The 22,269-nt window shown below is 57.0% G+C and carries 21 protein-coding genes; 11 read left to right on the top strand and 10 right to left on the bottom strand.

The features are described 5' to 3' along the window. The first annotated feature begins 88 nt into the window (after nt 1-88). A complete protein-coding gene (locus IE087_RS17890) occupies nt 89-937 on the top strand; it encodes a LytTR family DNA-binding domain-containing protein (protein WP_189370736.1) in 849 nt (282 codons plus the stop codon). A gap of 81 nt (nt 938-1,018) precedes the next feature. Here IE087_RS17890 and IE087_RS17885 read toward each other — a convergent pair whose 3' ends face one another. After that, nucleotides 1,019-1,915: a LysR family transcriptional regulator gene (locus tag IE087_RS17885; protein ID WP_189370735.1), complete on the bottom strand. Its 897-nt coding sequence runs from the start codon at nt 1,913-1,915 to the stop codon at nt 1,019-1,021. A 108-nt stretch (nt 1,916-2,023) separates the two neighbouring features. Between IE087_RS17885 and IE087_RS17880 the strand changes: the two genes are divergently transcribed. Further along, a complete protein-coding gene (locus IE087_RS17880) occupies nt 2,024-3,085 on the top strand; it encodes a zinc-dependent alcohol dehydrogenase family protein (protein ID WP_189370734.1) in 1,062 nt (353 codons plus the stop codon). 271 nt (nt 3,086-3,356) lie between these two features. After that, entirely contained in the window at nt 3,357-4,670 is a 1,314-nt protein-coding gene (locus IE087_RS17875; RefSeq protein ID WP_189370733.1) for a glycosyltransferase, read from the top strand. A 144-nt stretch (nt 4,671-4,814) separates the two neighbouring features. On the opposite strand, the gene IE087_RS17870 is transcribed toward IE087_RS17875, so the two are convergent. The 4 genes from IE087_RS17870 to IE087_RS17855 form a co-directional block, all read right to left on the bottom strand. Further along, nucleotides 4,815-5,873, bottom strand: coding sequence for a Hint domain-containing protein (locus tag IE087_RS17870; protein ID WP_189370732.1), 1,059 nt, complete (start codon nt 5,871-5,873; stop codon nt 4,815-4,817). A gap of 165 nt (nt 5,874-6,038) precedes the next feature. Then, entirely contained in the window at nt 6,039-8,291 is a 2,253-nt protein-coding gene (locus IE087_RS17865; protein WP_189370731.1) for a glycosyltransferase, read from the bottom strand. Nucleotides 8,292-8,562: 271 nt separating this feature from the next. Next, complete coding sequence (locus IE087_RS17860; protein WP_189370730.1) at nt 8,563-8,943, bottom strand: VOC family protein; 381 nt, start codon at nt 8,941-8,943, stop codon at nt 8,563-8,565. Nucleotides 8,944-8,983: 40 nt separating this feature from the next. Continuing rightward, entirely contained in the window at nt 8,984-10,072 is a 1,089-nt protein-coding gene (locus IE087_RS17855; protein WP_189370729.1) for a PQQ-dependent sugar dehydrogenase, read from the bottom strand. A gap of 158 nt (nt 10,073-10,230) precedes the next feature. Between IE087_RS17855 and IE087_RS17850 the strand changes: the two genes are divergently transcribed. From IE087_RS17850 to IE087_RS17820, 7 genes are all read left to right on the top strand, one after another. Continuing rightward, nucleotides 10,231-11,430 carry an ABC transporter substrate-binding protein gene (locus IE087_RS17850; protein WP_189370728.1) on the top strand — a complete coding sequence of 400 codons (1,200 nt, stop codon included), beginning with the start codon at nt 10,231-10,233 and terminating at the stop codon, nt 11,428-11,430. Nucleotides 11,431-11,518: 88 nt separating this feature from the next. After that, nucleotides 11,519-12,301: an ABC transporter ATP-binding protein gene (locus IE087_RS17845; RefSeq protein ID WP_189370727.1), complete on the top strand. Its 783-nt coding sequence runs from the start codon at nt 11,519-11,521 to the stop codon at nt 12,299-12,301. Between the two features lie 97 nt (nt 12,302-12,398). Further along, on the top strand, nt 12,399-13,220 hold the full coding sequence (locus IE087_RS17840; RefSeq protein WP_189370726.1) for an ABC transporter ATP-binding protein: 822 nt from the start codon (nt 12,399-12,401) through the stop codon (nt 13,218-13,220). 2 nt (nt 13,221-13,222) lie between these two features. Then, nucleotides 13,223-13,654 (top strand): hypothetical protein, encoded by a 432-nt coding sequence (locus IE087_RS17835; protein ID WP_189370725.1) that lies wholly within the window; start codon nt 13,223-13,225, stop codon nt 13,652-13,654. After that, nucleotides 13,654-14,664 (top strand): branched-chain amino acid ABC transporter permease, encoded by a 1,011-nt coding sequence (locus tag IE087_RS17830; protein WP_189370724.1) that lies wholly within the window; start codon nt 13,654-13,656, stop codon nt 14,662-14,664. The genes IE087_RS17835 and IE087_RS17830 overlap by 1 nt, the downstream gene beginning before the upstream one ends. Continuing rightward, nucleotides 14,661-15,986, top strand: coding sequence for a branched-chain amino acid ABC transporter permease (locus IE087_RS17825; protein WP_189370723.1), 1,326 nt, complete (start codon nt 14,661-14,663; stop codon nt 15,984-15,986). The genes IE087_RS17830 and IE087_RS17825 overlap by 4 nt, the downstream gene beginning before the upstream one ends. A 1-nt stretch (nt 15,987) precedes the next feature. Further along, nucleotides 15,988-16,671 carry a DUF2306 domain-containing protein gene (locus tag IE087_RS17820; protein ID WP_189370722.1) on the top strand — a complete coding sequence of 228 codons (684 nt, stop codon included), beginning with the start codon at nt 15,988-15,990 and terminating at the stop codon, nt 16,669-16,671. On the opposite strand, the gene IE087_RS17815 is transcribed toward IE087_RS17820, so the two are convergent. Together IE087_RS17815 and IE087_RS17810 are read right to left on the bottom strand one after the other, a co-directional pair. Continuing rightward, nucleotides 16,661-16,960: a Dabb family protein gene (locus tag IE087_RS17815; RefSeq protein ID WP_189370721.1), complete on the bottom strand. Its 300-nt coding sequence runs from the start codon at nt 16,958-16,960 to the stop codon at nt 16,661-16,663. The genes IE087_RS17820 and IE087_RS17815 overlap by 11 nt on opposite strands. A 60-nt stretch (nt 16,961-17,020) precedes the next feature. After that, on the bottom strand, nt 17,021-18,562 hold the full coding sequence (locus IE087_RS17810; protein WP_189370720.1) for a helicase HerA-like domain-containing protein: 1,542 nt from the start codon (nt 18,560-18,562) through the stop codon (nt 17,021-17,023). Nucleotides 18,563-18,978: 416 nt separating this feature from the next. On the opposite strand from IE087_RS17810, the gene IE087_RS17805 reads away from it, so the two are divergent. Continuing rightward, nucleotides 18,979-19,623, top strand: a complete 645-nt coding sequence (locus IE087_RS17805) for an invasion associated locus B family protein (protein ID WP_189370719.1) — start codon at nt 18,979-18,981, stop codon at nt 19,621-19,623. Nucleotides 19,624-19,669: 46 nt separating this feature from the next. Here IE087_RS17805 and IE087_RS17800 read toward each other — a convergent pair whose 3' ends face one another. From IE087_RS17800 to lpxD, 3 genes are read right to left on the bottom strand one after another with little or no spacing between them, the layout of a single operon-like run. Next, nucleotides 19,670-20,878 (bottom strand): beta-ketoacyl-[acyl-carrier-protein] synthase family protein, encoded by a 1,209-nt coding sequence (locus IE087_RS17800; protein WP_189370718.1) that lies wholly within the window; start codon nt 20,876-20,878, stop codon nt 19,670-19,672. Continuing rightward, entirely contained in the window at nt 20,878-21,138 is a 261-nt protein-coding gene (locus IE087_RS17795; RefSeq protein ID WP_189370717.1) for a phosphopantetheine-binding protein, read from the bottom strand. Before IE087_RS17795 ends, IE087_RS17800 begins: the two co-directional genes overlap by 1 nt. A 33-nt stretch (nt 21,139-21,171) precedes the next feature. Further along, nucleotides 21,172-22,263: a UDP-3-O-(3-hydroxymyristoyl)glucosamine N-acyltransferase gene (lpxD, locus tag IE087_RS17790; RefSeq protein WP_189370716.1), complete on the bottom strand. Its 1,092-nt coding sequence runs from the start codon at nt 22,261-22,263 to the stop codon at nt 21,172-21,174. Between the last annotated feature and the right edge of the window lie 6 nt (nt 22,264-22,269).

The raw sequence follows: 22,269 nt of genomic DNA, 5'->3' as shown, positions 1-22,269 counted from the left end.
ATAGTACCGTTCGCGAATTCATTGTTCTCCTGGTCGATGCGGCCCCTTAGGAACGACGCGTCTACCAGCACTGACAGGAAGCATTGAGATGCATGACATCAGGAACAAAAAAGAGTTTGAGGCCCGCCTGCTTCCAACGATTCTGATGACGATGTTTGGGTCAGGCGACACCTCGTGGTGGCAGCTTACCAAATACTGTATCGGGTTTTCCGCGATGGGTGGTCTGGTGATCACCAGCCTCGACCCAATTGTGACGGCGCAATACCCGCTGTGGCTTGCTGTTCTACACTGGTTCACGCACTTGTTCGTAGCCGCCTGCCTGCTTGCGGGAACGACAGCATTGGGCGTTCTTCTGGGCGTGAGAATGCCATTGCCGTTGATACTCGCAGTCTGCCTTTTGCCAGTTCTGCTTGCGTTGTTCTCTTTGATCGCGGATTCCTTTCTGGAGGACAGATCGGCGAACGATCTTGTCACCCTTGGTTTCCCGCAGCTCTATTTTCAGGAACTTGTCGCAGTGGCTCCGCCATCGCTTGGGTTATCCGCTCTTGTTGCGATTTTTGCCTACCGGGCGGCGGAAATTGCTCAAAGGTACCGGACACTGTTGCAGTCAAGAAGCCTGCCGGAACCCCCGCTTCGCAGTGCCATACCCTCGGCCCCAATGCGGTTGGGCGACGACGTAATTCATGTCGAAGCACAGGATCATTATGTGACGATCACAACCGCCGATGGGCATGCTACCCTGAAACTGTCCTTTTCTGAATGTGTGAACGCCCTCAAGGGGTTTCACGGCATGCAATGCCACCGTTCACACTGGGTTCGCTTCAAACATGTCAAAAAGATAAAAGCAGCTGGCAGTGCATACACGTGCACGCTCGGGAACGGATCGGCCATCCCCGTGAGCAGACGGCGCTATAGCAATCTCAAAAAGAAACTATAGCGTCCGGCTTGTAATGAGCGAAGCGTACCTTGAGCGGCCGGGCTGTAAGCCAAAACACATCGAATGATGTAACCGCACCAGTTATCCAAGGTGAGACCTCAGCGCAGCCCTAAATCGTGTCACCCTAATGTCGGCCCTACGATGCCGCGGAATGCACATGTAGAGGGCGTTGGACACGAAGGTATTTTCGGGAAAAAGGTCGACCAATCTGCCCAACTGGATGTCGTCATCGATGAGCTGATTGGGCAACTGTGCAATACCCAACCCACGATGAACCGCCTTCCGAATTTCCTCGACATCCGTCGAGATAAGGTTCCCACCAAATACTTGATAGGCCGTTTCGTTTCCCAGTTTGTAGCGCCATTGAAAGATCGAATGATCAGAAGGAAATCGAAAGTTTATGCAGTTGTGATCGGCAAGGGCGGCGATGGAGTGCGGTGCCGTGTGGTTCAAAATGTATTCCCGGGACGCAACCGTGCGAAAACAGATGTCCATCAGTTTTATGGCAATCAAGTCCTGATGTGTCGGCCGACCAGTCCGAAAGTAGAGATCAATTTCGCCCGAAGTCACGTTGGACGCGTCGTCGTTCAGACGAAGATCGACGGTCATCTTGGGGTTCTTTTTCAAGTAATCATGAATGACATCCCCCAACACCATCCTGCCAAACAGGATCGTTGAATCAATCGTCAGAACCCCGGTTGGTTCCTCACGGTATTGGGAGACAGCGCTTTCCGCTGCGTCGATCATTCTGAGTGCTTTCTGCACCTCCTGTATGTAGACCTCTCCGGCGTGAGTAAGGGACAGGCTACGTGAGCTGCGGTTCAGCAGTTTTGTGCCCAGGGCGTCTTCGAGAAGGGCGATGTTCTTACTGGCGGCACTTCGTGTGATGTTCAGGGCCCGCGCGCCGCTTGCAATGCTTCCTCCCTCCACGGCTGCAATCAATGTGCGCGCAAGATGGAGCTTTGTTTTCGACGCCATTGCCAACCCCAATGTCAACCTTTTGGACACGTTTGAGTGACGCCATGGCACCTTATTTGTCAACGAATTGCCCCCTAATTCCTCGTAACTCACAACGGAAGGCCGCACATGATGAGATACTATGCATTCGGTTCAATTGCCGACATCGATAGCTTGCACCTAAAGACCAAAAACAATCCCGTGCCTTTGAACGATACTGATGTGATCGTCCGCGTCGAAGCCGCATCACTGAACTACAAGGACCTGGCCTTGGCCCGTGGCGACCTGCCACTCAACAACGGGGGGGGCGAACACGTGCCTGTTTCTGACGGCGCGGGGCGTGTCGTCGCAAAGGGCTCAGCGGTCACCAATGTCGAGCTCGGCGAACGAGTTGTGGCTGGCTTCTTTCCTGATTTCGTTGATGGAAATCCCAATGGTTCGGAAAAGTCCCTTGGCCATGAACTGCAAGGCATGTTGAGCGAATTTGTTCGCCTCCCTGCTCATGCTCTTGTGAAGATCCCACCAACGCTCAGTTTCGCAGAAGCGGCGGCCTTTCCATGTGCAGGCGTGACGGCCTGGAACGCTTTGATCGAGAAAGGGGAGTTGGGGCATGAGGACACCGTGTTGACCATGGGAACCGGTGGTGTGTCGATGTTCGCACTTCAGATCGCCAAGGCCAAAGGGGCGACTGTTATCTCTTTGACTGGCACCGAAGCGAAGAAAGCAGTGCTCAGGCAGGCCGGAGCGGATCATGTCGTAAATTACAATCGGATCACCGATTGGGATCGTGCAGTTCTTGAACTGACCGACGGACGGGGTGTTGACGTGATCGTCGAAGTGGGCGGCGCAAAGACGTTTCAAAGGTCACTCAACGCGGCTACTTTCGGCGGACGCATTTCAGCTGTCGGCGTACTGGCTGGCATTGCTGGCGCAGTGGACCCAACGAGCATTATCTTCAAGTCACTGACCGTTAACGGTGTTTTCGTTGGAAACACGCGCATGCTTGGCGACGTTGTCGCTTTTTACAACACAAACGCATTACACCCGGTGTTGGATACGGAAACCTTCCGTTTTGAAGAAGCACAGGCAGCGTTCTCGCGACTGATGACCCAACAGCATACCGGAAAAATCGTCATCGACGTCTCGCAAGACACTCGGAACAAAGACAAAGATCCGACGCACAGGACTTAAACGCAGTGTCGAAGCAGGCAGGAAAATGCGGATCCAAGGGCCGTACCACATGCCAATGGTTTTGATGTCTTCGCCCAGATGACGCGGGCATGTCCGGATACTCCTCTCTGCAACAATGGCGTCATCAGATTTGTGCAGGTCGGCCCAACGCAATGACGAAGCTTTGCGCAATGTATCGCTAGCTTTGCCGATCAGGTCACATTGGCAGGCTCAGAGGGATGATCTGCGGCGCGGGAATGCATACATCCGGATGAACCTCAGGAGGCACAATATGCGCCCTCTTAAGATCCTGCTTTGCACCTACGGCACGCGTGGAGATGTTGAGCCATTTGTTGCGCTCGCCCGCGGACTGCAATCCGCAGGGTGTGTGGTGTTGCTCGCAACCTCAGAACGGTTTGAACCCTTTGTCCGAAGCCATGACGTGCCTTTCTTTGCATTGTCGGATGCCTCTCTCGCAGCAATCGAATCCGACGACGGCCGTGCAATGCTCGAGGGGAATTCCGGCCTGCTAAAGCGCATCACTGCCGGCATTCGGCTGGCCCGAAGATCCGGTTCAATCAATGCCGAATTGATGGCAGAGGTTTGGGGTGCTGCCCAAAGTTTTGCACCGGATTCGATTGTTTACCATTCGAAGTTGTTCGCGGCACCGCACATCGCTGAAAAACTTGGGATTCCGGCGTTTTTGGGGACACTTCAGCCGATGATTGTGCCAACCAAGGCGTTTCCAGCCATGGGAATCGCACCCCTTGGACTTCCCGGTTTCAACCGGCTGTCTTACAGACTGATATACGCCTCGTTCGGCCTTCTGCGTAAAAGCGTGAACCGATTTCGAAAGGACATGCTGAACCTGCGGCCAATCAAGACGTCCAGAGCCGTTTTATTTCCGCCCGGCGCCGGGGAAATCCCAGTCTTGCACGCCCATGGTAGCGCCCTCATGTCCCGCCCTGCGGATTGGCCGGATCACGCCCACATCACTGGGTATTGGCGGCTTCCCATGCCGGACGATTTCGTTCCACCAAAGGAGCTGGCGACATTCCTTGAAAAAGGTCCAGCGCCGGTGTTTGTCGGCTTTGGCAGTATGCCCAGTATGGACTCAAGGGCGCTGGGAAGGCTTGTCGCTGAGGCTTTGCGTGAAGCGGGACAACGTGGCGTTGTGTCCAAGGGTTGGGCCGAATTGGAGGTTGACGAGAGTGATGATGTCATCGCCATTTCACCGGTACCCTTTCGATGGCTCTTTCCACAAATGGCTGCGGTTGTGCATCATGGTGGCGCGGGCACGACAGCGGAGGGGTTGCAAGCAGGCGCACCGACACTCATTTGCCCATTCATGGGTGATCAGCCCGGCTGGGCGCGGCTGTGCGTAGATCTTGGCGTCGCTGTGCCGCCAATCAAACGCAGTCAACTGACCCAGCAAAACCTCACCAAAGCCATATGCGAACTGACAAGCAATCCAACCTTGCGCGCCAACGCCGGACTACTCGCAACGCAACTGACAGAAGAAGACGGCGTGGCAAACGCCATCGACATCATTCTAGGCCAATCTGACTACGTCGGACAGCGAGCAGCACATCCGGACAGATGTTGATGCGCGTTTCAACCAGAAGGTAACGCATACGGGTATGGCTGGATCTTGTAGGAAATGCACCGCATGGGGTGCCAGCAACCCGAGCAGGCCGAGACAACTATGACAGCGTCATCTCGGCCCATTTTCCCGGTCTAAAGGTCGCCTCTAGGCACGCAGGCGGATTGCGGCTGTCTCTTGCGCATTCGACTTGTCCAAAGCTCGCGCGCAGCGTTGCCTAATGCTGTCCGGAAGAAGTCGAGGCGACGTAATCCGCGCGCGCGACATCTCAGGTATCAGACGTTCCGTTCCGTAAAGGTCCAAGTACTCTTGGAAGTTGTCAAACGCCGCCCGTCCACGCATGTCCAAAAAGGTCTCGCTTGCGGCGCCATTTGCCAGGATCACATCGTGATTTTCTGTCTCTACATGGTAGTAAGTTACCCGCTCGGCCAGCTCCGTCAGAGGCACCCAGTCAATCGTCGATCCATTGACCAGCGCCGATGCATTGATCACAAAACCATCAAGGACCATGCCATGGTCAGCTGTGACGACCAGGTCGTGGTGCGGTACGTTTTCGCCCAGAGCGCCCTTGGCAATTCGGACGGGTTCCATCCGCAACGGCGCATGCGCCGTATGCACCGTTTGTCGCCCAATCCACAGCACTTTGACGTCGTGACCCTGCTCTGTTTGAACCAAGTCGCCGATGCGAAGCATCTCGACCGCGCGCTCACCTTCCGGTGTTGCAATCATTGATCCAGCCGCAAAACACAAAGCACCCGGTGTCGGCGACGTGTCCTGGGTGAATGTCTCCGCACCATCCGGCCCAGACACTTCCAGGCTTTCGCCCGGTCCGGCGGCGTCAGGATAGGTGAAAGTCTCAATCGCGGTACTACTGGCATTGGCAAGCGTGATTGTGTCGCCGCCATTGTTCAACGAAGGCCAGCTTGACACCGGGATAGGAACAGCACCGGCCGGAAGCGCACCATACACCGTTTCAAAATCGGCTTGCGATATGTTTGCATTGTACAAAACTGCATATTGTCCTGCAGCCAGCGTCACGCTTCCGATAGGATCCGATGCCCCGGCTGCATCTGACAGGGTCCAATTTGAAAGGTCTACGGGCCCGGTACCCGTGTTCAGTATTTCGACCCATTCGTAGTTGTTGTCATTGACGGAGTTTGGAGCATCGTAGATGAATTCCGTGATCTGAATATCGGTATCTGGCATGCAACGTTCTCCACTTGCACTCGCTATCATTCATGGCAAACCCTACGGTTTGCATTGACCAGAAACAAGGCTAACAAACAGATAACTTCAAAAGATGCGGAAAGCTGCCCGTATATTTATTTGCTTAATTATTAGCCGCTTATGAGCACTTATTGAATGCAAGGGCTACGCTGATCGTTCCAGAACGCAAAGCGCGCGCACCCACAATGCAGCACCTTGTGCACCGCGACCGCTACTCTTGGACCAATGGGTTTGCGCAGACTTATGCACCAGCCGGTTATGCATCGACACGGAACGTTCGATTTCGCCAGGTGCAAGCACATGCACGGCCCCCTGCCCGCCTTCGTCAGCGTTTTCGAGAACATAGTTCGATAAAACCCGTGTCAGCAGCCCCGGACCGGTCTTTGACCAGCTCAGCTCTACCGAACGTTCCAAAAGTGCATCACGCGCCAGTTCAGCGGCACGCAAAACAACTGGATGCTGTGGCCGGGCGGCGATAAAATTGTTTCCAATCGCGCCTGCCATGGTCTCACGGTACAGGATCAATTCAGCGCCATTGGCCAAGATCGAGTCGAGATCACCAAAAAGACAGTCATCAACATCAGCATAAATACCACCGTTCCGGGCCAGAATACACAGACGCAACAAATCCGCCTGTTCCGACGGATTCGTCGCAAGCTGGAATGCCCGCAACCAAGCTGCCCCATACTCTTTTCTAAGGAATTTGACCGCCGCCTTCTGGTCCATCAACATATGTGCATAGCGAGGGACACCAGACCAGCTCGCGACTAGGCTTGCAACCATTTCGGGCGGGTTTGGATCATGCCAATACTGATAAATCTGCGCAGGTATTTTGGCGTTTACCTCATGAGCGGGAACTGAAACCATGTCTTGCGCTCTGTCGCGTCTCCAACGGTCGATGACGCGAATAGCGGCCAGGGTGGAGTCCGGCCGCGCCCGGGCCCATGCGTTGAGGTCTGCATGTGACATGTCACCATTGGACCGTTCAATTTCATACTCCAGCATCAATACGCCCGGCACGCCAGCGCGGTGCAGTAATTTTCCTGCCTCTCCAAGCGGATCACCTGTATCCGCCAGTATCGATGGGATGTCATCAAACTCGGCCAACGTGGCGATCATCTTGGCCATCAATTCCTGCTGGTGCAGCTTCACCTGCCCGCCAGCCCGCACTTTCTTGTAGCTGGCAATGGCCGCAGGCAAGTCATTCGCAAATCCTGCCAAAAGAAGTCTGTTTTCATACAAGGCAGCTTCCGAATGCAAACTCAGGTGCAGTTCAATTGCCTGTGCAACAGCATCGCCTTGCCCAAGTTTCAGTCCCCAAACAATAAATGCCTTCAGCAACATTGGTGACGCGGGCCAGCGCCGTATGCAAAAGCGCAGATATCGCAGCGCCATGCGGTAGTTCCGCATGCCCCACAGCGCCTGGGCCCGTTCCAAAGCCCGCATGGGATGCGAAGTGCGCGGTCCGAGCGTTCTACAAAGGGCTTTCGCCTTGTCGAACTGATCCGTCTCCAGACAATACCGAATGGACAAAAGCGTGTTCGCAGGAGGCGCGATCCGCGCATTCAACAGTTCAAGAACGGCTTCCGGGACATCGTCCGGCGCCGCTGCAAGATGCACGCTAAAGAGATGTTGCCACAATGCAGCGGCGTCAGGATGCGCGCTCAAGGCATCCGAAAGGGCCTCGATTTCCCTGACAAAGTCCTGCGCCGACCTTAGAAGCTGAATGCGCGCCAATGCCAGTTCCGGGTTTGCACCGAACCGCGTTTCCATTTCGGCATATGCACCCGCAGCCTGTTTTACTTCGCCTTGCTGGGCCAACACCTGGGCATGGAGCAGAGCATGTGAGCGATCGTCTGGCGCAAGCCGCATTGCCGCGCGGCAATGCCGCACAGCGACATCATATTGGCCTGCCGCTCTGGCACGAATTGCCATTTGCTGTCTTGGCCAAGGATCATTCTCAAACAAATGTGCCATCTGGCGCAGCAAGTGATCGGCGCGTTTTGAATGGCCCAGATCCTTCATCAGGTTAACCCGAAGACGCCAAAGCGCACCTATGCGCCCGTCTGGATCCAAAGCACGCGCTGTCGCGATTCTGGTTTGCGCCAGATCGAATTCCTTGCGTCGCCATGCACCAGCCGCCAGATGGAAGGCAGCCCAGAAATGATCCGGGACTTGATCCAGCAGCTTGTGCAACCTGTCTTCGGCCGCCTCAACCCTGCCCGCATCGTGCAGCAGCTCTGCCTCGATCATCAGAATGGCAGGCAGATTGGACGGATTGCTTTCGCTTCTGGCCAACTCCAAAAGACGCCACGCCTCACCGGGGCGACCGTTCAGGCGTGCCGCACGCGCGCCGGCGATCAAAGCTGTTCGATCAGGCGCCGTTGATTCATCCATGCTGCAAACCTTGTGGTTCAATCCGCGACATTTTTTGCCCCATTGTAAGCAGGTAAGCGTCGCATCTCACATCGGACTTCAACCGCACAAACCCAAGATACGCACGCACGGGCACTTTGTTTACAGCGGAACACCATGACAACCAAAATGACTGCGCATGTGCGTGTTACCGCCGACAGCATGCATCAACAATCAGCGTTTCAGAGCAAACATGGTACTTTGATCAAAAGATTGGCGATGCGCGTCAAACTTTCACCATGCCCCGGGAATTCTACCCTTCGACAAAATCAACATGAATATGATTGCCGTCCGGGTCCCACACATTGAAGGCCGACAAATTCATGTCCTCAATACCCGATCGACGATAAGCAACGCCTCGTTGTTGCAGCTTGTCTCGAAACTCCTCCGGATTCCCCGAAGCGCGGAAGGCAAAATGCTCCAGCTTGAGCGCCGTTTCAGATCCTGCCGCCCCATCATCTTCAACAGCAACCAAATGAACTGCTGCAACCTCCCCGGCATATAACCACGCACCATCCATGCTGAATGCAGGACGCGCGCCAGCCGATAGCCCCAAAATCTCCTCGTACCATTGGATCATTTCGGCAAGACGCGTTGTGCGCAAGTTCACATGATCGAGACGTTCGATGGGCATGGGTGTCCTCCTCTTCCGCGGTCACCCTATCGTACAGGCGTCAACGCGTCATCCGGTACACTGCGCCGTTGCCGACCGAGATGAAAAGAATGCTCCCGTCCGGCGCTTCGACGATGTCGCGCACCCTCAGGGTTTCGTCGCTTTCGATCTGCTCGACTTCGCGGACGCTGCTTGCCCGCATTTCAAGTCGTGAAATGTAGCTGAACTTGAGTGAACCGACGAACATGTCGCCTCGCCATTCAGGGAACATGTCGCCTTGGTAAACCATCAATCCCGATGGGGCCATTGACGGATCCCAATAGAAGGCCGGCTGCTCCATCCCGGACTGTTTTGTGCCTTCGCCGATCTTTGCGCCAGAGTAGTGAACGCCGTAAGAAATCACCGGCCACCCGAAATTTGCCCCTTTCTGCACGCGGTTCACCTCGTCTCCGCCGCGCGCACCATGCTCAGCTGTCCACAGCGTGCCATTTGCGTCCAGACCGGCGCCCTGCGGGTTCCGGTGACCGAACGACCAGATGTGTGGTTGAATTCCTTTCTGTCCGACAAATGGGTTGTCGGCGGGCACTGAACCATCCCGGTTAACCCGAACAATTGCACCATTGTGATTGGATCGGTCCTGTGCGGACGGGCGATCACCGCGATCCCCGATGGTGACATACAGCGTGCCATCGGGCGCTTCGACCACCCGGCTGCCAAAATGGCGTCCGGTATTGCCCCCCGGCGCGCTCTCAAACAGATCCCGCAGGTTTTCGAGCCGTCCGCCATCCGTGCTGAGTTCTGCCGCCGCAAGCGCAGTCCCCGATCCCCGCCCTTGTGGTTTGGAATAGGTCAGAAAAACCGTGCGAGACGTGGAAAAATCTCGAGCCAAGGTAACATCCAGTAGCCCGCCCTGCCCGGCTGCAGCGACACGCGGTACGCCATCCACTGCATGTGTTTCGCCACCTGACGCATGCACCAAGCGCCCGTTGCGTTCCGTCACCAATAAAGAGCCGTCCGGCAATTCAGCGACGCCCCACGGCGCATCGAGTCCGGTGACGACCGACGTCACTGTTACGCCTCCCTGATCCGTTTCCAACGCAAAGGCGGACACTGGCAAAAAGGCCATGGCAAGAACAACAAGGCGGCGCATTGGGATCTCCTTAATCATTGGTCTGGACTTTAGCTAATCATCCATCGCGCGCGGTCCACCCACATTCCCGTGGGTCACGCCAGACTATTCGACTTTTCTTTTTTGCATCGCCCGCTTACGCTCCTCCGCAGGACAATGATCCACAGGGAGAACACGCAATGAAAAAACTGCTTATGGCGTCAGCCACCACCGCATTGATGGCTGGCACTGCATTCGCCGGCGGACACGCAAAAGAAGTCAAGATCGGCATCATTCTGGGCTTCACTGGCCCCATTGAATCTCTGACCCCATCCATGGCGGACGGAGCAGAACTGGCCATGAAAGAGGTCACTGATTCCGGCCTGCTGCTTGACAGTGCGACCGTGACATCCGTCCGTGCAGACAGCACATGCGTCGATGCGGGCGCGGCAACAGCAGCCGCAGAACGTCTGGTGACGTCCGACAAGGTCGACGGCATCATGGGCGCCGACTGCTCGGGCGTCACGGGCGCGATCCTGAACAACGTGGCTGTCGCCAACGGTGTTGTCATGGTGTCGCCATCAGCGACGTCGCCGGGTCTGTCGCACAGCGACAATGAAGACAACGGCCTGTTCTTTCGCACAGCACCCTCGGACGCACGCCAGGGCGTCGTGATGACCGAAGTGCTGATGGAAGAAGGCATCAAGGAAGTTGCCGTTACGTACACCAACAATGACTATGGCAAAGGACTGGCAGACAGCTTCCAGGCCGCGTTTGAAGCTGCAGGTGGTACCGTGACAATCAACGCAGCCCATGAAGACGGCAAAGCGGACTATTCCGCGGAAGTCGGTGCACTGGCTGCCGCTGGAGGCGAACGTCTGGTCGTGGCCGGCTACGTCGATCAGGGCGGGTCCGGTGTGGTTCGCGCAGCACTCGACTCCGGCGCATTCGACACGTTCCACTTCCCTGACGGAATGATCAGCGCCAAGCTGGCCGAGAACTTTGGAGACGAGATCGAAGGCTCGACCGGTCAACACCCCGGCACCGACAGCCCGGGCGCTGCCAAATTCGCGGAGATGGTCGGTGATGCCTTCGACGCCACGTCGCCTTTCACACCGGAAAGCTATGACGCGGCAGCTCTGATCATGCTGGCCATGCAAGCAGCCAATTCCAAGGATAGCAATGACTACAAAGACCACGTCATGGACGTGGCCAATGCGCCAGGCGAGCAAATCTTCCCTGGCGAGCTGGCCAAGGCCCTGCAGATCATCAAAGACGGTGGCGACATCGACTATGTCGGCGCGACGGCGGTTGAACTGATCGGCTCCGGAGAATCGGCGGGCAACTATCGCCAGATCGTCATCGACGGCGGTGAAATCACCACGGCCAAGTACCGCTAACCGAACCTTGAAACCAACGGACAGCCCGGGCATTCCCGGGCTGTTTCAATATCTTGAAGACCGTTCTCAAAGCGGCGCGGGGAAGCATATGATCGTCGTAGACGACATCCACAAACACTTCGGCGGATTTCACGCTGTTGACGGTGCATCGCTGTCAATCCAGCCCGGCTCGATCACGGGCCTGATTGGACCGAACGGCGCTGGAAAAACGACACTTTTCAATGTGATCGCGGGCGTTCTTCCACCAACATCCGGTCGTGTGACAATGGATGGTGAGGACATCACCGGCCTGCCGCCACATACGCTTTTTCACAAGGGTCTTCTCCGCACCTTCCAGATCGCGCACGAGTTCAGTTCCATGACGTGCCGCGAGAACCTGATGATGGTGCCGGGGGCGCAATCGGGCGAAACCCTTTGGAACACATGGTTTGGACGCAAACGCATCGCGGATGAGGAACGCGCACTGGCGGCCAAGGCGGATGAAGTACTGGAGTTTCTCACCATCGAACACCTGTCCGATCACAAGGCAGGTCAGGTTTCGGGCGGCCAGAAGAAACTGCTGGAACTGGGCCGAACCATGATGGTCGACGCCAAGATCGTCTTTCTGGACGAGGTGGGCGCGGGCGTGAATCGCACCCTTCTGAACACCATCGGCGATGCTATCCTGCGACTGAATGCCGAACGCAACTATACGTTCGTTGTGATCGAGCATGACATGGATTTCATAGGCAAGATTTGCGATCCGGTCATCTGCATGGCCGAAGGCAAGGTGCTGGCTGAGGGCACACTGGACGAAATCAAGGCCAACGAACAGGTGATCGAGGCCTATCTGGGCACCGGCCTCAAGAACAAAGACAAGGTGGGCGCATGATTCTCTTTCGAATTGGCTGCGCCAATCCGACCGATACGGGGGCTCTACCCCCATACCCCCGTGGTATTTCCGGTCAGAAGAAGACGGGGGGTATGCGATGAGCAACCCCTATCAAGATGACCGCGGCAATAAGGATGCATCAGTTGCCAATCCCAAAGGCACGGGAACTTTGACAGCATCCCCGGGTACAAAGACCTCCATGCAAACGGCCGAAGCTTTCCTGATCGGCGACACAATGACGGGCGGCTACGGCAACGGGCCGGACATCCTGCATGATTGCACTGTCGCAGTTAACCCGGGCGAGATCGCGGTGATTGTCGGCCCAAATGGTGCGGGCAAGTCAACAGCGATGAAGGCTGTTTTCGGAATGCTGGATGTGCGCCAAGGCTCTGTTCGGCTTGATGGCGAAGACATTACGGACCTCACCCCGCAGGACCGTGTGGCCAAAGGCATGGGTTTTGTGCCTCAGACCTCCAACATCTTCACCTCCATGACCGTCGAGGAAAACCTTGAGATGGGCGCCTTTATCCGGCGCGACGATTTCTCGGACACGATGGCGCAGGTCTATGACCTGTTTCCGATCCTCAAGGAAAAGCGCCGCCAGCCCGCAGGCGAGCTGTCAGGCGGCCAACGCCAACAAGTTGCCGTGGGCCGCGCGTTGATGACACAACCCAAGGTGCTGATGCTGGACGAGCCGACTGCCGGGGTCAGCCCCATCGTGATGGACGAGCTGTTTGATCGGATCATTGAAGTTGCCCGCACCGGCATCCCGATCCTGATGGTCGAACAGAACGCCCGCCAAGCGCTTGAGATCGCAGACAAAGGCTATGTGCTGGTGCAGGGCCGGAATGCGTATACCGGGACGGGCAAGGAACTGCTGGCAGATCCTGAAGTGCGCAAGAGCTTTTTGGGGGGGTGAGAATGCGCTCACTTTTTGTTCACGCGGCGTTGGTTAGCATGATCGCAATGCTTGGTTTGACGTCGCCGGTACTGGGTCAGTCTCTGAACTTCAAACAGTCGCCACTGACATGCACATTCACACATCACTGCTATCCGGGCCGTCAATTGAAGATGCAGTCTAACGGCGTGGTTGACTACTCAAACTGCGTTCCCATCAGCGCACGCGTGACATGGAACCCTCAGACACAGCTGCTGACATTCGATGGTGTCGCCCGCAAGTCGTCGTCAGCCCGTCTCAAAAGGCGCACAGCCACCGTGCAGGCCGTCTTTGATCGTGACATCTATACGCTTGCGGCGAGCGCCAAGGTGTCAAGCGTTCGAGTGACGGCTATCAGCCAGCCGAATGGACCCGTCACTGACTATTACAATGGACAGTGCGAGGCAGCGAAGTAATGGACCTCCTCAACGCCTTCATCACCCTGTCGAACTTCGTCCTTATCCCAGCCATCGCCTATGGCTCCCAACTCGCCCTTGGCGCGCTTGGCGTGACCCTCATCTACGGCATCCTTCGTTTTTCAAACTTCGCCCATGGCGACACGATGGCCTTTGGCACCATGGCGACGATCCTGATCACATGGGGTTTCCAGGCTGCAGGGATCAGCGCGGGGCCACTACCCACCGCCCTGCTCGCCCTGCCCTTTGGCATCGCCGTCTGCGCTCTGTTCGTGCTGGCGACCGACCGTGGGGTTTACCGCTTCTATCGCGGGCAAAAGGCGAAACCGATCATCTTTGTCATGGTCTCGCTGGGTGTCATGTTCATCATGAACGGCCTTGTGCGCTTCATCATCGGCCCTGACGATCAGCGTTTTTCGGACGGCGAACGTTTCATCATCTCGGTACGCGAATTCAAGGCGCTGACGGGGCTCAAGGAAGGGCTGGCCATCAAGACCACCCAAGGGCTGACCGTCATCACCGCTGTCATCGTTGTGGCGCTGCTGTTCTACTTCCTGAACCGCACGCGCACCGGCAAATCCATGCGCGCCTATTCGGATAACGAGGATCTTGCGCTGCTGTCCGGCATCAACCCCGAGCGGGTGGTCATGGTCACGTGGCTGATCGTGGCAGCACTGGCGACGGTCGCAGGCGTGCTCTATGGCCTAGACAAGTCGTTCAAGCCCTTCGTTTACTTCCAGCTTCTCCTGCCCATATTCGCATCGGCTATAGTGGGTGGCTTGGGCAACCCGCTTGGCGCCATTGCAGGCGGATTCACAATCGCCTTTTCCGAGGTGATGATCACATATGCCTGGAAGAAGGTCGCGGGCTACGCCCTGCCCGAAGTGTTGGAGCCTGCTGGCCTCGCCCAGCTTCTGTCCACCGATTATAAATTCGCGGTCAGCTTCGTGATCCTGCTGATCGTGCTTCTGTTCAAGCCCACGGGGCTGTTTGCAGGGAAATCCGTATGACCGACACGACACGCAACTTTGTCTATTTCGGCTTCATCGCGGCGCTGATCATCGGCACGGGGCTCATGACGTCATGGAACCTTGCCATCACCATCGTCAATTTCGGGCTGATCTCGGCCATCATGGCGCTGGGGGTCAACCTGCAATGGGGGTTCGCGGGCCTGTTCAACGTCGGCATTATGGGCTTCGTGGCGCTGGGTGGACTTGCAGCAGTCCTTGTCTCGATGCCCCCCGAACCAGAAGCGTGGTCAGCAGGCGGTTTGCGGGTGGTCACGGCCCTTGTACTCGGAGCGGCAACCATTGTTGGCGCCATCCTCGCATACAACGCTCTGCCGAAGGGGCGGCTTCGCACAATCGTCATGCTTGTGATCCTCGTCGCCGGTTTCTTTATCTATCGCGCCGTATTTGACTCAGGTGTTGCAGCAGTCGAAGCTGTAAATCCGGCGAACGCAGGCTATTTGGGCGGCTTGAACCCCCACGGGAAAGAATGGGGGTGGATCACAATCATCGCTTGGCCCGTGGGCGGTCTTCTGGCTGCTGGTGCAGCGTGGATCATCGGCAAGACGGCGCTTGGCCTGCGCTCGGACTATCTTGCTATCGCGACACTTGGCATCGCGGAAATCATTATCGCCATCCTGAAGAACGAAGACTGGTTGGCACGCGGGGTCAAGAACGTCGTCGGACTACCGCGTCCGGCACCCTATGAGATCGAACTGCAAAACAGCGCGACCTTTGTCGAACGTGCAAGCGGGCTGGGCATTGATCCTGTTACTGCGTCCACCCTTTGGGTCAAAACCATCTATGCCGGGCTGTTCACAGTCGTTCTGTTGATCCTCTTCATCCTCGCGCAGCGCGCCCTGAACTCGCCCTGGGGCCGCATGATGCGCGCCATCCGCGACAACGAAGTTGCGGCCGAGGCCATGGGCAAGGACGTCACCGCCCGCCATCTTCAAATCTTTGTCCTTGGCTCGGCTATCTGCGGCATCGCGGGCGCGATGATGACCACACTGGACGGACAGCTGACACCGGGCACCTACCAGCCCTTGCGCTTCACATTCCTGATCTGGGTCATGGTGATCGTGGGTGGATCGGGCAACAACCTTGGCGCTGTGCTGGGCGGCTTTCTGATCTGGTGGCTCTGGGTCATGGTTGAACCCATTGGACTTTGGGTGATGCAGGTCATCACCTCAGGTATGGCCGAAGGGTTCTGGCTGCGCGAACACCTGCTCGACAGCGCGGCCCACATGCGACTTTTGACCATGGGAGTTGTCCTGCTTCTGGTGCTACGGTTCAGCCCGAGAGGGTTGATACCAGAGAGGTAACATGCAGCGCACAGCACGCCGGACCGGATGGACGATTGCCGGGCTATCGCTGCTTTTCGTGCTGATCCAGGGTTTTGTCTGGCATTCCGTATCGCGCGGCGCACTTGGCCTGTCCGGCGACCCCTCTGCCATCGAGCGGCTCACTGGGCCGCAGGCCAGTCTTTTGGCCTTGTTCGCCCATATGGTGTCGGGTGCGCTTGTGACCTTGCTGTCTGTCATCCAACTGGCTGGTCCGATCCGACAACGATGGCCGCGTGTTCACCGCATATCGGGCCGCGTTCTGGCCGTGATGGCGTTGCTGACGGGTGTCGGCGGTCTGGTCTACATCGCTCTGAGCGGCACAGTTGGTGGGCAGTTGATGTCGGTGGGCTTCGGCATTTACGGTGTGCTGATGATCACGGCAGCCATCCAAACGCCCCGCTTGGCCATGGCACGTGACTACGCGCGCCACAGGCGTTGGGGCCTGCGCCTGATCGTCCTCGGTCTAGGGTCTTGGCTTTACCGCCTGCATTACGGCCTGTGGTACGGGATCACTTGCACGATCGGAGAGCACACCTGCGGTCTTGCTGCCGAACCGGACTTCTCCGGCCTGTTTGACCAGATACAGGTCTTTGCCTTCTACGTCCCTTACCTGTTTGCGCTTGAATGGTGGATGCGCCGCGCACCCGCGCCTATCAGAACGTAATATCCGCTGCGACGCGCAGATCGCGCAGAGGCCGCACAATATCTATGGACTTCTGATACAGCGGGTGCGCCTTGTACGCCTCCAATGCGTCGGTGTCCTTGAACTCGGCATACACAACCACATCAACCTCGTCCGAAAGAGCATCGTTGTGCGTGTTCTTGCGAACCGAGATCACATCAGCATGCGGGTTGGCTTCCAGAATGGACAGGCCATCAAACACACGGTCCACATCCGCACGTTCCTTCGCCCGGAAAAACACAACATGTCTAAGTCGATGCGCATCAGGCATAGCGATCCAGTCCCTATCTTGGCGAAGGCGCAACGCCTTCCTGCCCGATATGGTGCAATCTCACCGCCCTTTGAAGAGGCCGCCCAAAATGCCGCGGACCATACGCCGCCCCGTGGTGCCGGTTAGTTCCTTCACAACCATCTTGGTCATCGCTTCGCCGAAACTGGCCCCCCGACGCGTGGACTTTGAGGTTGAACGTGTCACCCGCGCACCTGAGTACCGGCGGCCCGCATTGAACTCACGCAGGACAGGCTCCAGCTCTTCAGCCTTTTCCTCTGCCTCGGCAGCTTCCTTGGCTGCGGTATCTGCACGTGCCTTCAGAATTTCAAAGGCCGACTTGCGGTCCATCGGCTCATCATACTTGCCTGCCATATCGCTGGCCGCCAGATGAGCTGCACGCTCGGTCTTGGTGAATGGTCCAAGTTGAGATGAAGGCGGCCGGATCAACGTGCGTTCGACAATCCCCGGAACCCCCTTCTTTTGCAGCATTGAGGTCACGGCCTCACCCACCCCGACCTCGCGAATGGCCTCCTCGGTCTCAAACCGTGGGTTTTCGCGGTAGGTTTCTGCCGCCATCCGCAGTTCCTTGCGATCCTTGGCAGTAAAGGCGCGCAGTGCGTGCTGGAACCGATTGCCCAACTGCCCCAGAATATCCTCAGGCACGTCCGCCGGGTTCTGAGTGATGAAGTACACACCAACCCCTTTGGAGCGGATCAGTCGCGCCACCTGCTCCACCTTGTCGACCAGCGCTTTGGGCGCGTCCTCGAACAGCAGGTGCGCTTCATCGAAGAAGAACACGAGCTTGGGTTTGTCTGGATCACCCACTTCGGGCAGTTCCTCAAACAGCTCGGACAGCAACCATAGCAGGAAAGTGGCATAGAGTTTCGGCGCGCCCATCAACTGATCCGCCGCAAGAATGTTCACCATCCCCTTGCCGGAGGCATCCGTGCGCATAAGGTCGGACAATTCCAACGCTGGCTCACCGAACAACTGGCTCGCGCCCTGGTTCTCCAACACCAGCAGGCGCCGCTGGATGGCGCCAATGGATTGCGAAGACACGTTGCCATAGCGCAGGCTAAGGTCCTTGGCGTTCTCGCCGACCCAAACCAGAAGGGCCTGCAGGTCCTTGAGATCCAGAAGCGGCATGCCTTCTTCGTCTGCAAGACGGAAGGCAATGTTCAGGATGCCCTCTTGCGCCTCGGTCAACTCAAGCAACTGGGCCAGCAACAGCGGCCCCATCTCGGACACCGTCGTGCGCACTGGGTGACCTTGTTGGCCGAACATGTCCCAGAAGGTCACCGGGCAGGCATGATAGGTGTAGTCGGTGAAACCGATCTTCTCCGCTCGCTCCGTGAAGGGACCGTGCAGCTTGTGCTCGGCTGTCCCTGATTTGGCGAGCCCCGATAAATCACCTTTGACGTCCGACAGAAACACCGGCACTCCGGCGTTCGAGAACCCCTCGGCCAAAATCTGGAGCGTGACCGTCTTGCCCGTCCCCGTCGCCCCCGCGATGAGCCCATGGCGATTGGCGTATTTCAGCGTCAGGCCCTGCTTCTCAGCATAGTCCACGCCGCCGCCACCGATAAAAAGACTGTCACTCATTGCTGTTAACCTTTTGTCCATTGGGCCTGCCGCGCCGACCATACAAAGTTAACACTTGGGTGCCATAGTGTTTTTGTTCCCGCCAAGACGTCCTCCTGGTGCGGAACACTTCCTCCCTGTCAGACTGGGCCGCGCTTCGTGCGCGGCCTTTTTTTGGGAAATACCACCTTCGGTTAAACATTGATTTCACGGACTTTTCATTTTCCGATATTCACTGTTGACCGCTGCCCTGCGCTCTCGTAACTTCCCCGCCATAAGTCGGCCAGTCCGACGGGGAGAGAAGAGATTGGAAAAGGGGGCTTTGGGGTCCCCTTTTTTGCTGTTTGCCGCCGGTCTCGAATTCTTTGCCCTTTGCCCCTGACACCGGCTTTGGTCCGTGCTAGCAGTCAGGCAAATGCAACAAGAGCGGAATTGACATGCGCACTTCACTGATTGCCCTCTCCGTGGCCCTTTTGCTGCCGCTTGGCGCGACGGCCCAAACCACGGATACGACAACCGAAGATACGGCCACCGAAGACGCGGCACCTGAAAACTCAAACGATGCGCCATCTGTTGGCAACGCGATCGAAGATCAACTGAGCCTGGGCGAAGACGCATCGCTGCCGCAGGTTGGTCAGACCTATACCAAGGAAACGAACGGCGATTGGGATTTGCGCTGCATCAAGGCAGAAGAAGGCGAAGAACCCTGCCAGATGTACCAATTGCTGACCGACGACGAAGGCACACCGGTTGCAGAAGTTTCGATCTTCCGCTTGCCTGAGGGTGGTCGCGCTGTCGCCGGTGCGACGATTATCGTACCACTCGAAACCTCGTTGCCCCAACAGCTGACCATGGAAGTGGATGGTGGTCAGGCACGCCGTTACCCATACGCCTTTTGCAACCCGATTGGATGCTATTCCCGCGTCGGCCTGGTTGCCGAGGAAGTGGCACAGTTCCGGCGTGGTGCAAATGCAAGACTGACGATTGTACCGGCACTGGCCCCTGATCAGAAAGTCGAGCTGAACATGTCGCTTAAAGGGTTCACCGCCTCATTCGACAAAACATCTATCGCTCAATTCTGAAGACGGGTAGCAAACACAAAGAAAAGGCCACCGATTGCGGTGGCCTTTATACTTTGCGCAGCGCCAAAACAGCGTTCATACCGCCAAATGCAAAAGCGTTGGACAGAACCACATCGACCTTGGCGTCCCGCGCCTCGTTCGGAACAACATCAAGCGCACATTCCGGGTCGGGTTCTTCATAGCCAATAGTCGGGGCAATCACGCCTTCGCGCAAAGCCATAATACACGCCAGCAACTCCACTGCGCCGGTGCCACCGATCAGATGACCGTGCATGGATTTGGTCGACGAAATCATCAATTGATCCGCGTGTGGCCCAAACACATCCGCCACAGCGGCACATTCTGTTTTGTCATTGGCCGCCGTACCGGTCCCGTGAGCATTGATGTAACCAACCTCGTCCGCGTTGACGCCGGCATCCGCCAGCGCTCCGGACATGGCGCGCGCTGCACCATTCTTGGACGGCATCACGATGTCAGCCGCATCTGACGACATGGCAAAACCCGCAACCTCGCACAGAATGTCGGCCCCGCGGGCGCGCGCATGCTCATATTCCTCAAAGACGAAAACGCCCGCGCCTTCGCCCTGCACCATGCCATTGCGATTGGCAGAGAATGGGCGACAGGCGTCCTTGGACATGACGCGCAAACCTTCCCAGGCTTTGACACCACCAAAGCACAACATGCTTTCAGACCCGCCCGTGACCATGACCGGTGCCATGCCTGTGCGCACCATCTGAAAGGCCTGTGCCATGGCATGGTTCGAAGATGCGCATGCCGTCGCAACCGTAAAGGACGGCCCCTTGAGGTTCCATTCCATCGACACGTGGCTCGCCGCCGCGTTGTTCATCAATTTCGGTACGACAAAGGGATGAACGCGGTTCTTCCCCTCTTCGTATACGAGGCGGTAGTTCTGATCCCAGGTGCTGACGCCACCAGCGGCTGTTCCAAGTATAACACCCGATCTGGCGGCAAGATCGCCCGAGAATGTCAATCCGGCTTGTTCAATCGCCTCTTTGGCAGCGGCAAGGGTGAACTGCGTGAACCTGTCATAAAGGCTCATCTGCTGGCGGTTGTAGCGTCCTTCGGCCTCGAACCCGCGAACTTGGCCACCGATCTTAATGGCAAGCCGATCCACATCCTGAAAATCCAGGTCGCCAATACCGCACTTTCCCTCGCGCATGGCCGCAAGCGTTTCGGAGACATCGTGGCCCAGGGCATTCACCGTGCCCGCGCCAGTAATTACAACACGGTACATCAGTTTTTCTGTTCTGCAATCAGTCGCTCAATGCCGGTGATAATTGCCTGCACATTCGATATGTCAAAATCGCTCGACTGAGGTTCATTCGCATTGAACGGAATTTGAATATCGAACTCTTCCTCGATTGCAAAAATGCTTTCGACAAGACCGAGGCTGTCGATCCCAAGATCTTCGAGCGTGTTCTCCAGCGCCACGTCGCTTCGTTCCAGCATGGCTTGCTCTGCGACGATCCCAATGACTTTGTCTTTGATGCTCATGACGCCTGCCCCCTTGCCTGACTTGGCGATGATTTAGTCATTGGTGCCGGACTTGAAAACCGCTTTCTTCAACTCCGCGACGTCGCGGAGAATGCGCGGCAAGCGCCGGGTATTCTTGAACATGTCCAGATTGGTTTTCATCTCGGTGGCGGGATAGCCCAGCATGACTTTTCCATCACGAACAGAGCTGAGCACCTTGGAAGCTGCCGCCAGAACCACATTGTTTCCGATGGTCAGGTTATCGGATATGCCGACCTGACCCGCCATTACAACAAAATTGCCAACCGTCACCGACCCGGCAAGGCCAACACAGCCGCACAACAGGTTGTCCTCCCCGACGACACAATTGTGTCCGATGTGGACAAGGTTATCGATTTTGGTTCGGTTCCCAATCGTGGTGGGTCGAATGGTGCCATTGTCGATCACGGAGTTGCTGCCCACCTCGACATCATCCCCTATCGCAACAGCGCCGAGGCTCGCGATCCGGGCCCAGGGCTGGCCGGTTGCCTCGCCCTGATCGCCCAAGGACTCCCTGACCGCCTCCACGCCGCTCTTTTCCGGAGTCACAAATGAGAAACCGTCGCCCCCTATCCGTGCCCCTGGGTTTGCTACGAAATTGGCACCGACATGCACGTAAGCACCGATGCTGACATGTTCACGCAGGTACGCATTGGGGCCGAGCGAGGCACGCCACCCCACATATGACAAAGGACCAATGACCGATCCGTCGCCAATGGCAGCTTCAGGCCCAATGACCGCACCGGCACCAACCGTGACATCTGCCCCAAGGCGCGCAGTGGGATCAACAACGGCATTTGGATGAATGCCGGACCCAAACCCCTGCCCCGGATCAGCCATTGTTGTCAGGCGCGACATTGCAAAGCGAGGGCGTTGCGGCAGAACCGCCGCCTTGAGGCCCAAGGCTTCCCAATCGGCATCCGCCCACAACAACGCGGCCTGAGCTGATCCGGATGCGAGCGTTTTTGCATATTTGGGATTGCTGGCAAGGGCCAGATCCTCTGGCCCCGCCTGACCGGGTTCGGAAAGCCCCGTCACAACCATGTCGGAGTCACCGACCGCCTCTGCCTCAAGTGCATTGGCGATCTCGGCAATGGTGTAACGCATGGCGGT

The sequence above is a fragment of the Tateyamaria omphalii genome (assembly GCF_014651375.1).
In the GTDB taxonomy this organism is placed as follows: domain Bacteria; phylum Pseudomonadota; class Alphaproteobacteria; order Rhodobacterales; family Rhodobacteraceae; genus Tateyamaria; species Tateyamaria omphalii.
The sequence above is the reverse complement of the archived record's forward strand: the minus strand, read 5'-3'. Positions and strand labels throughout refer to the sequence as shown.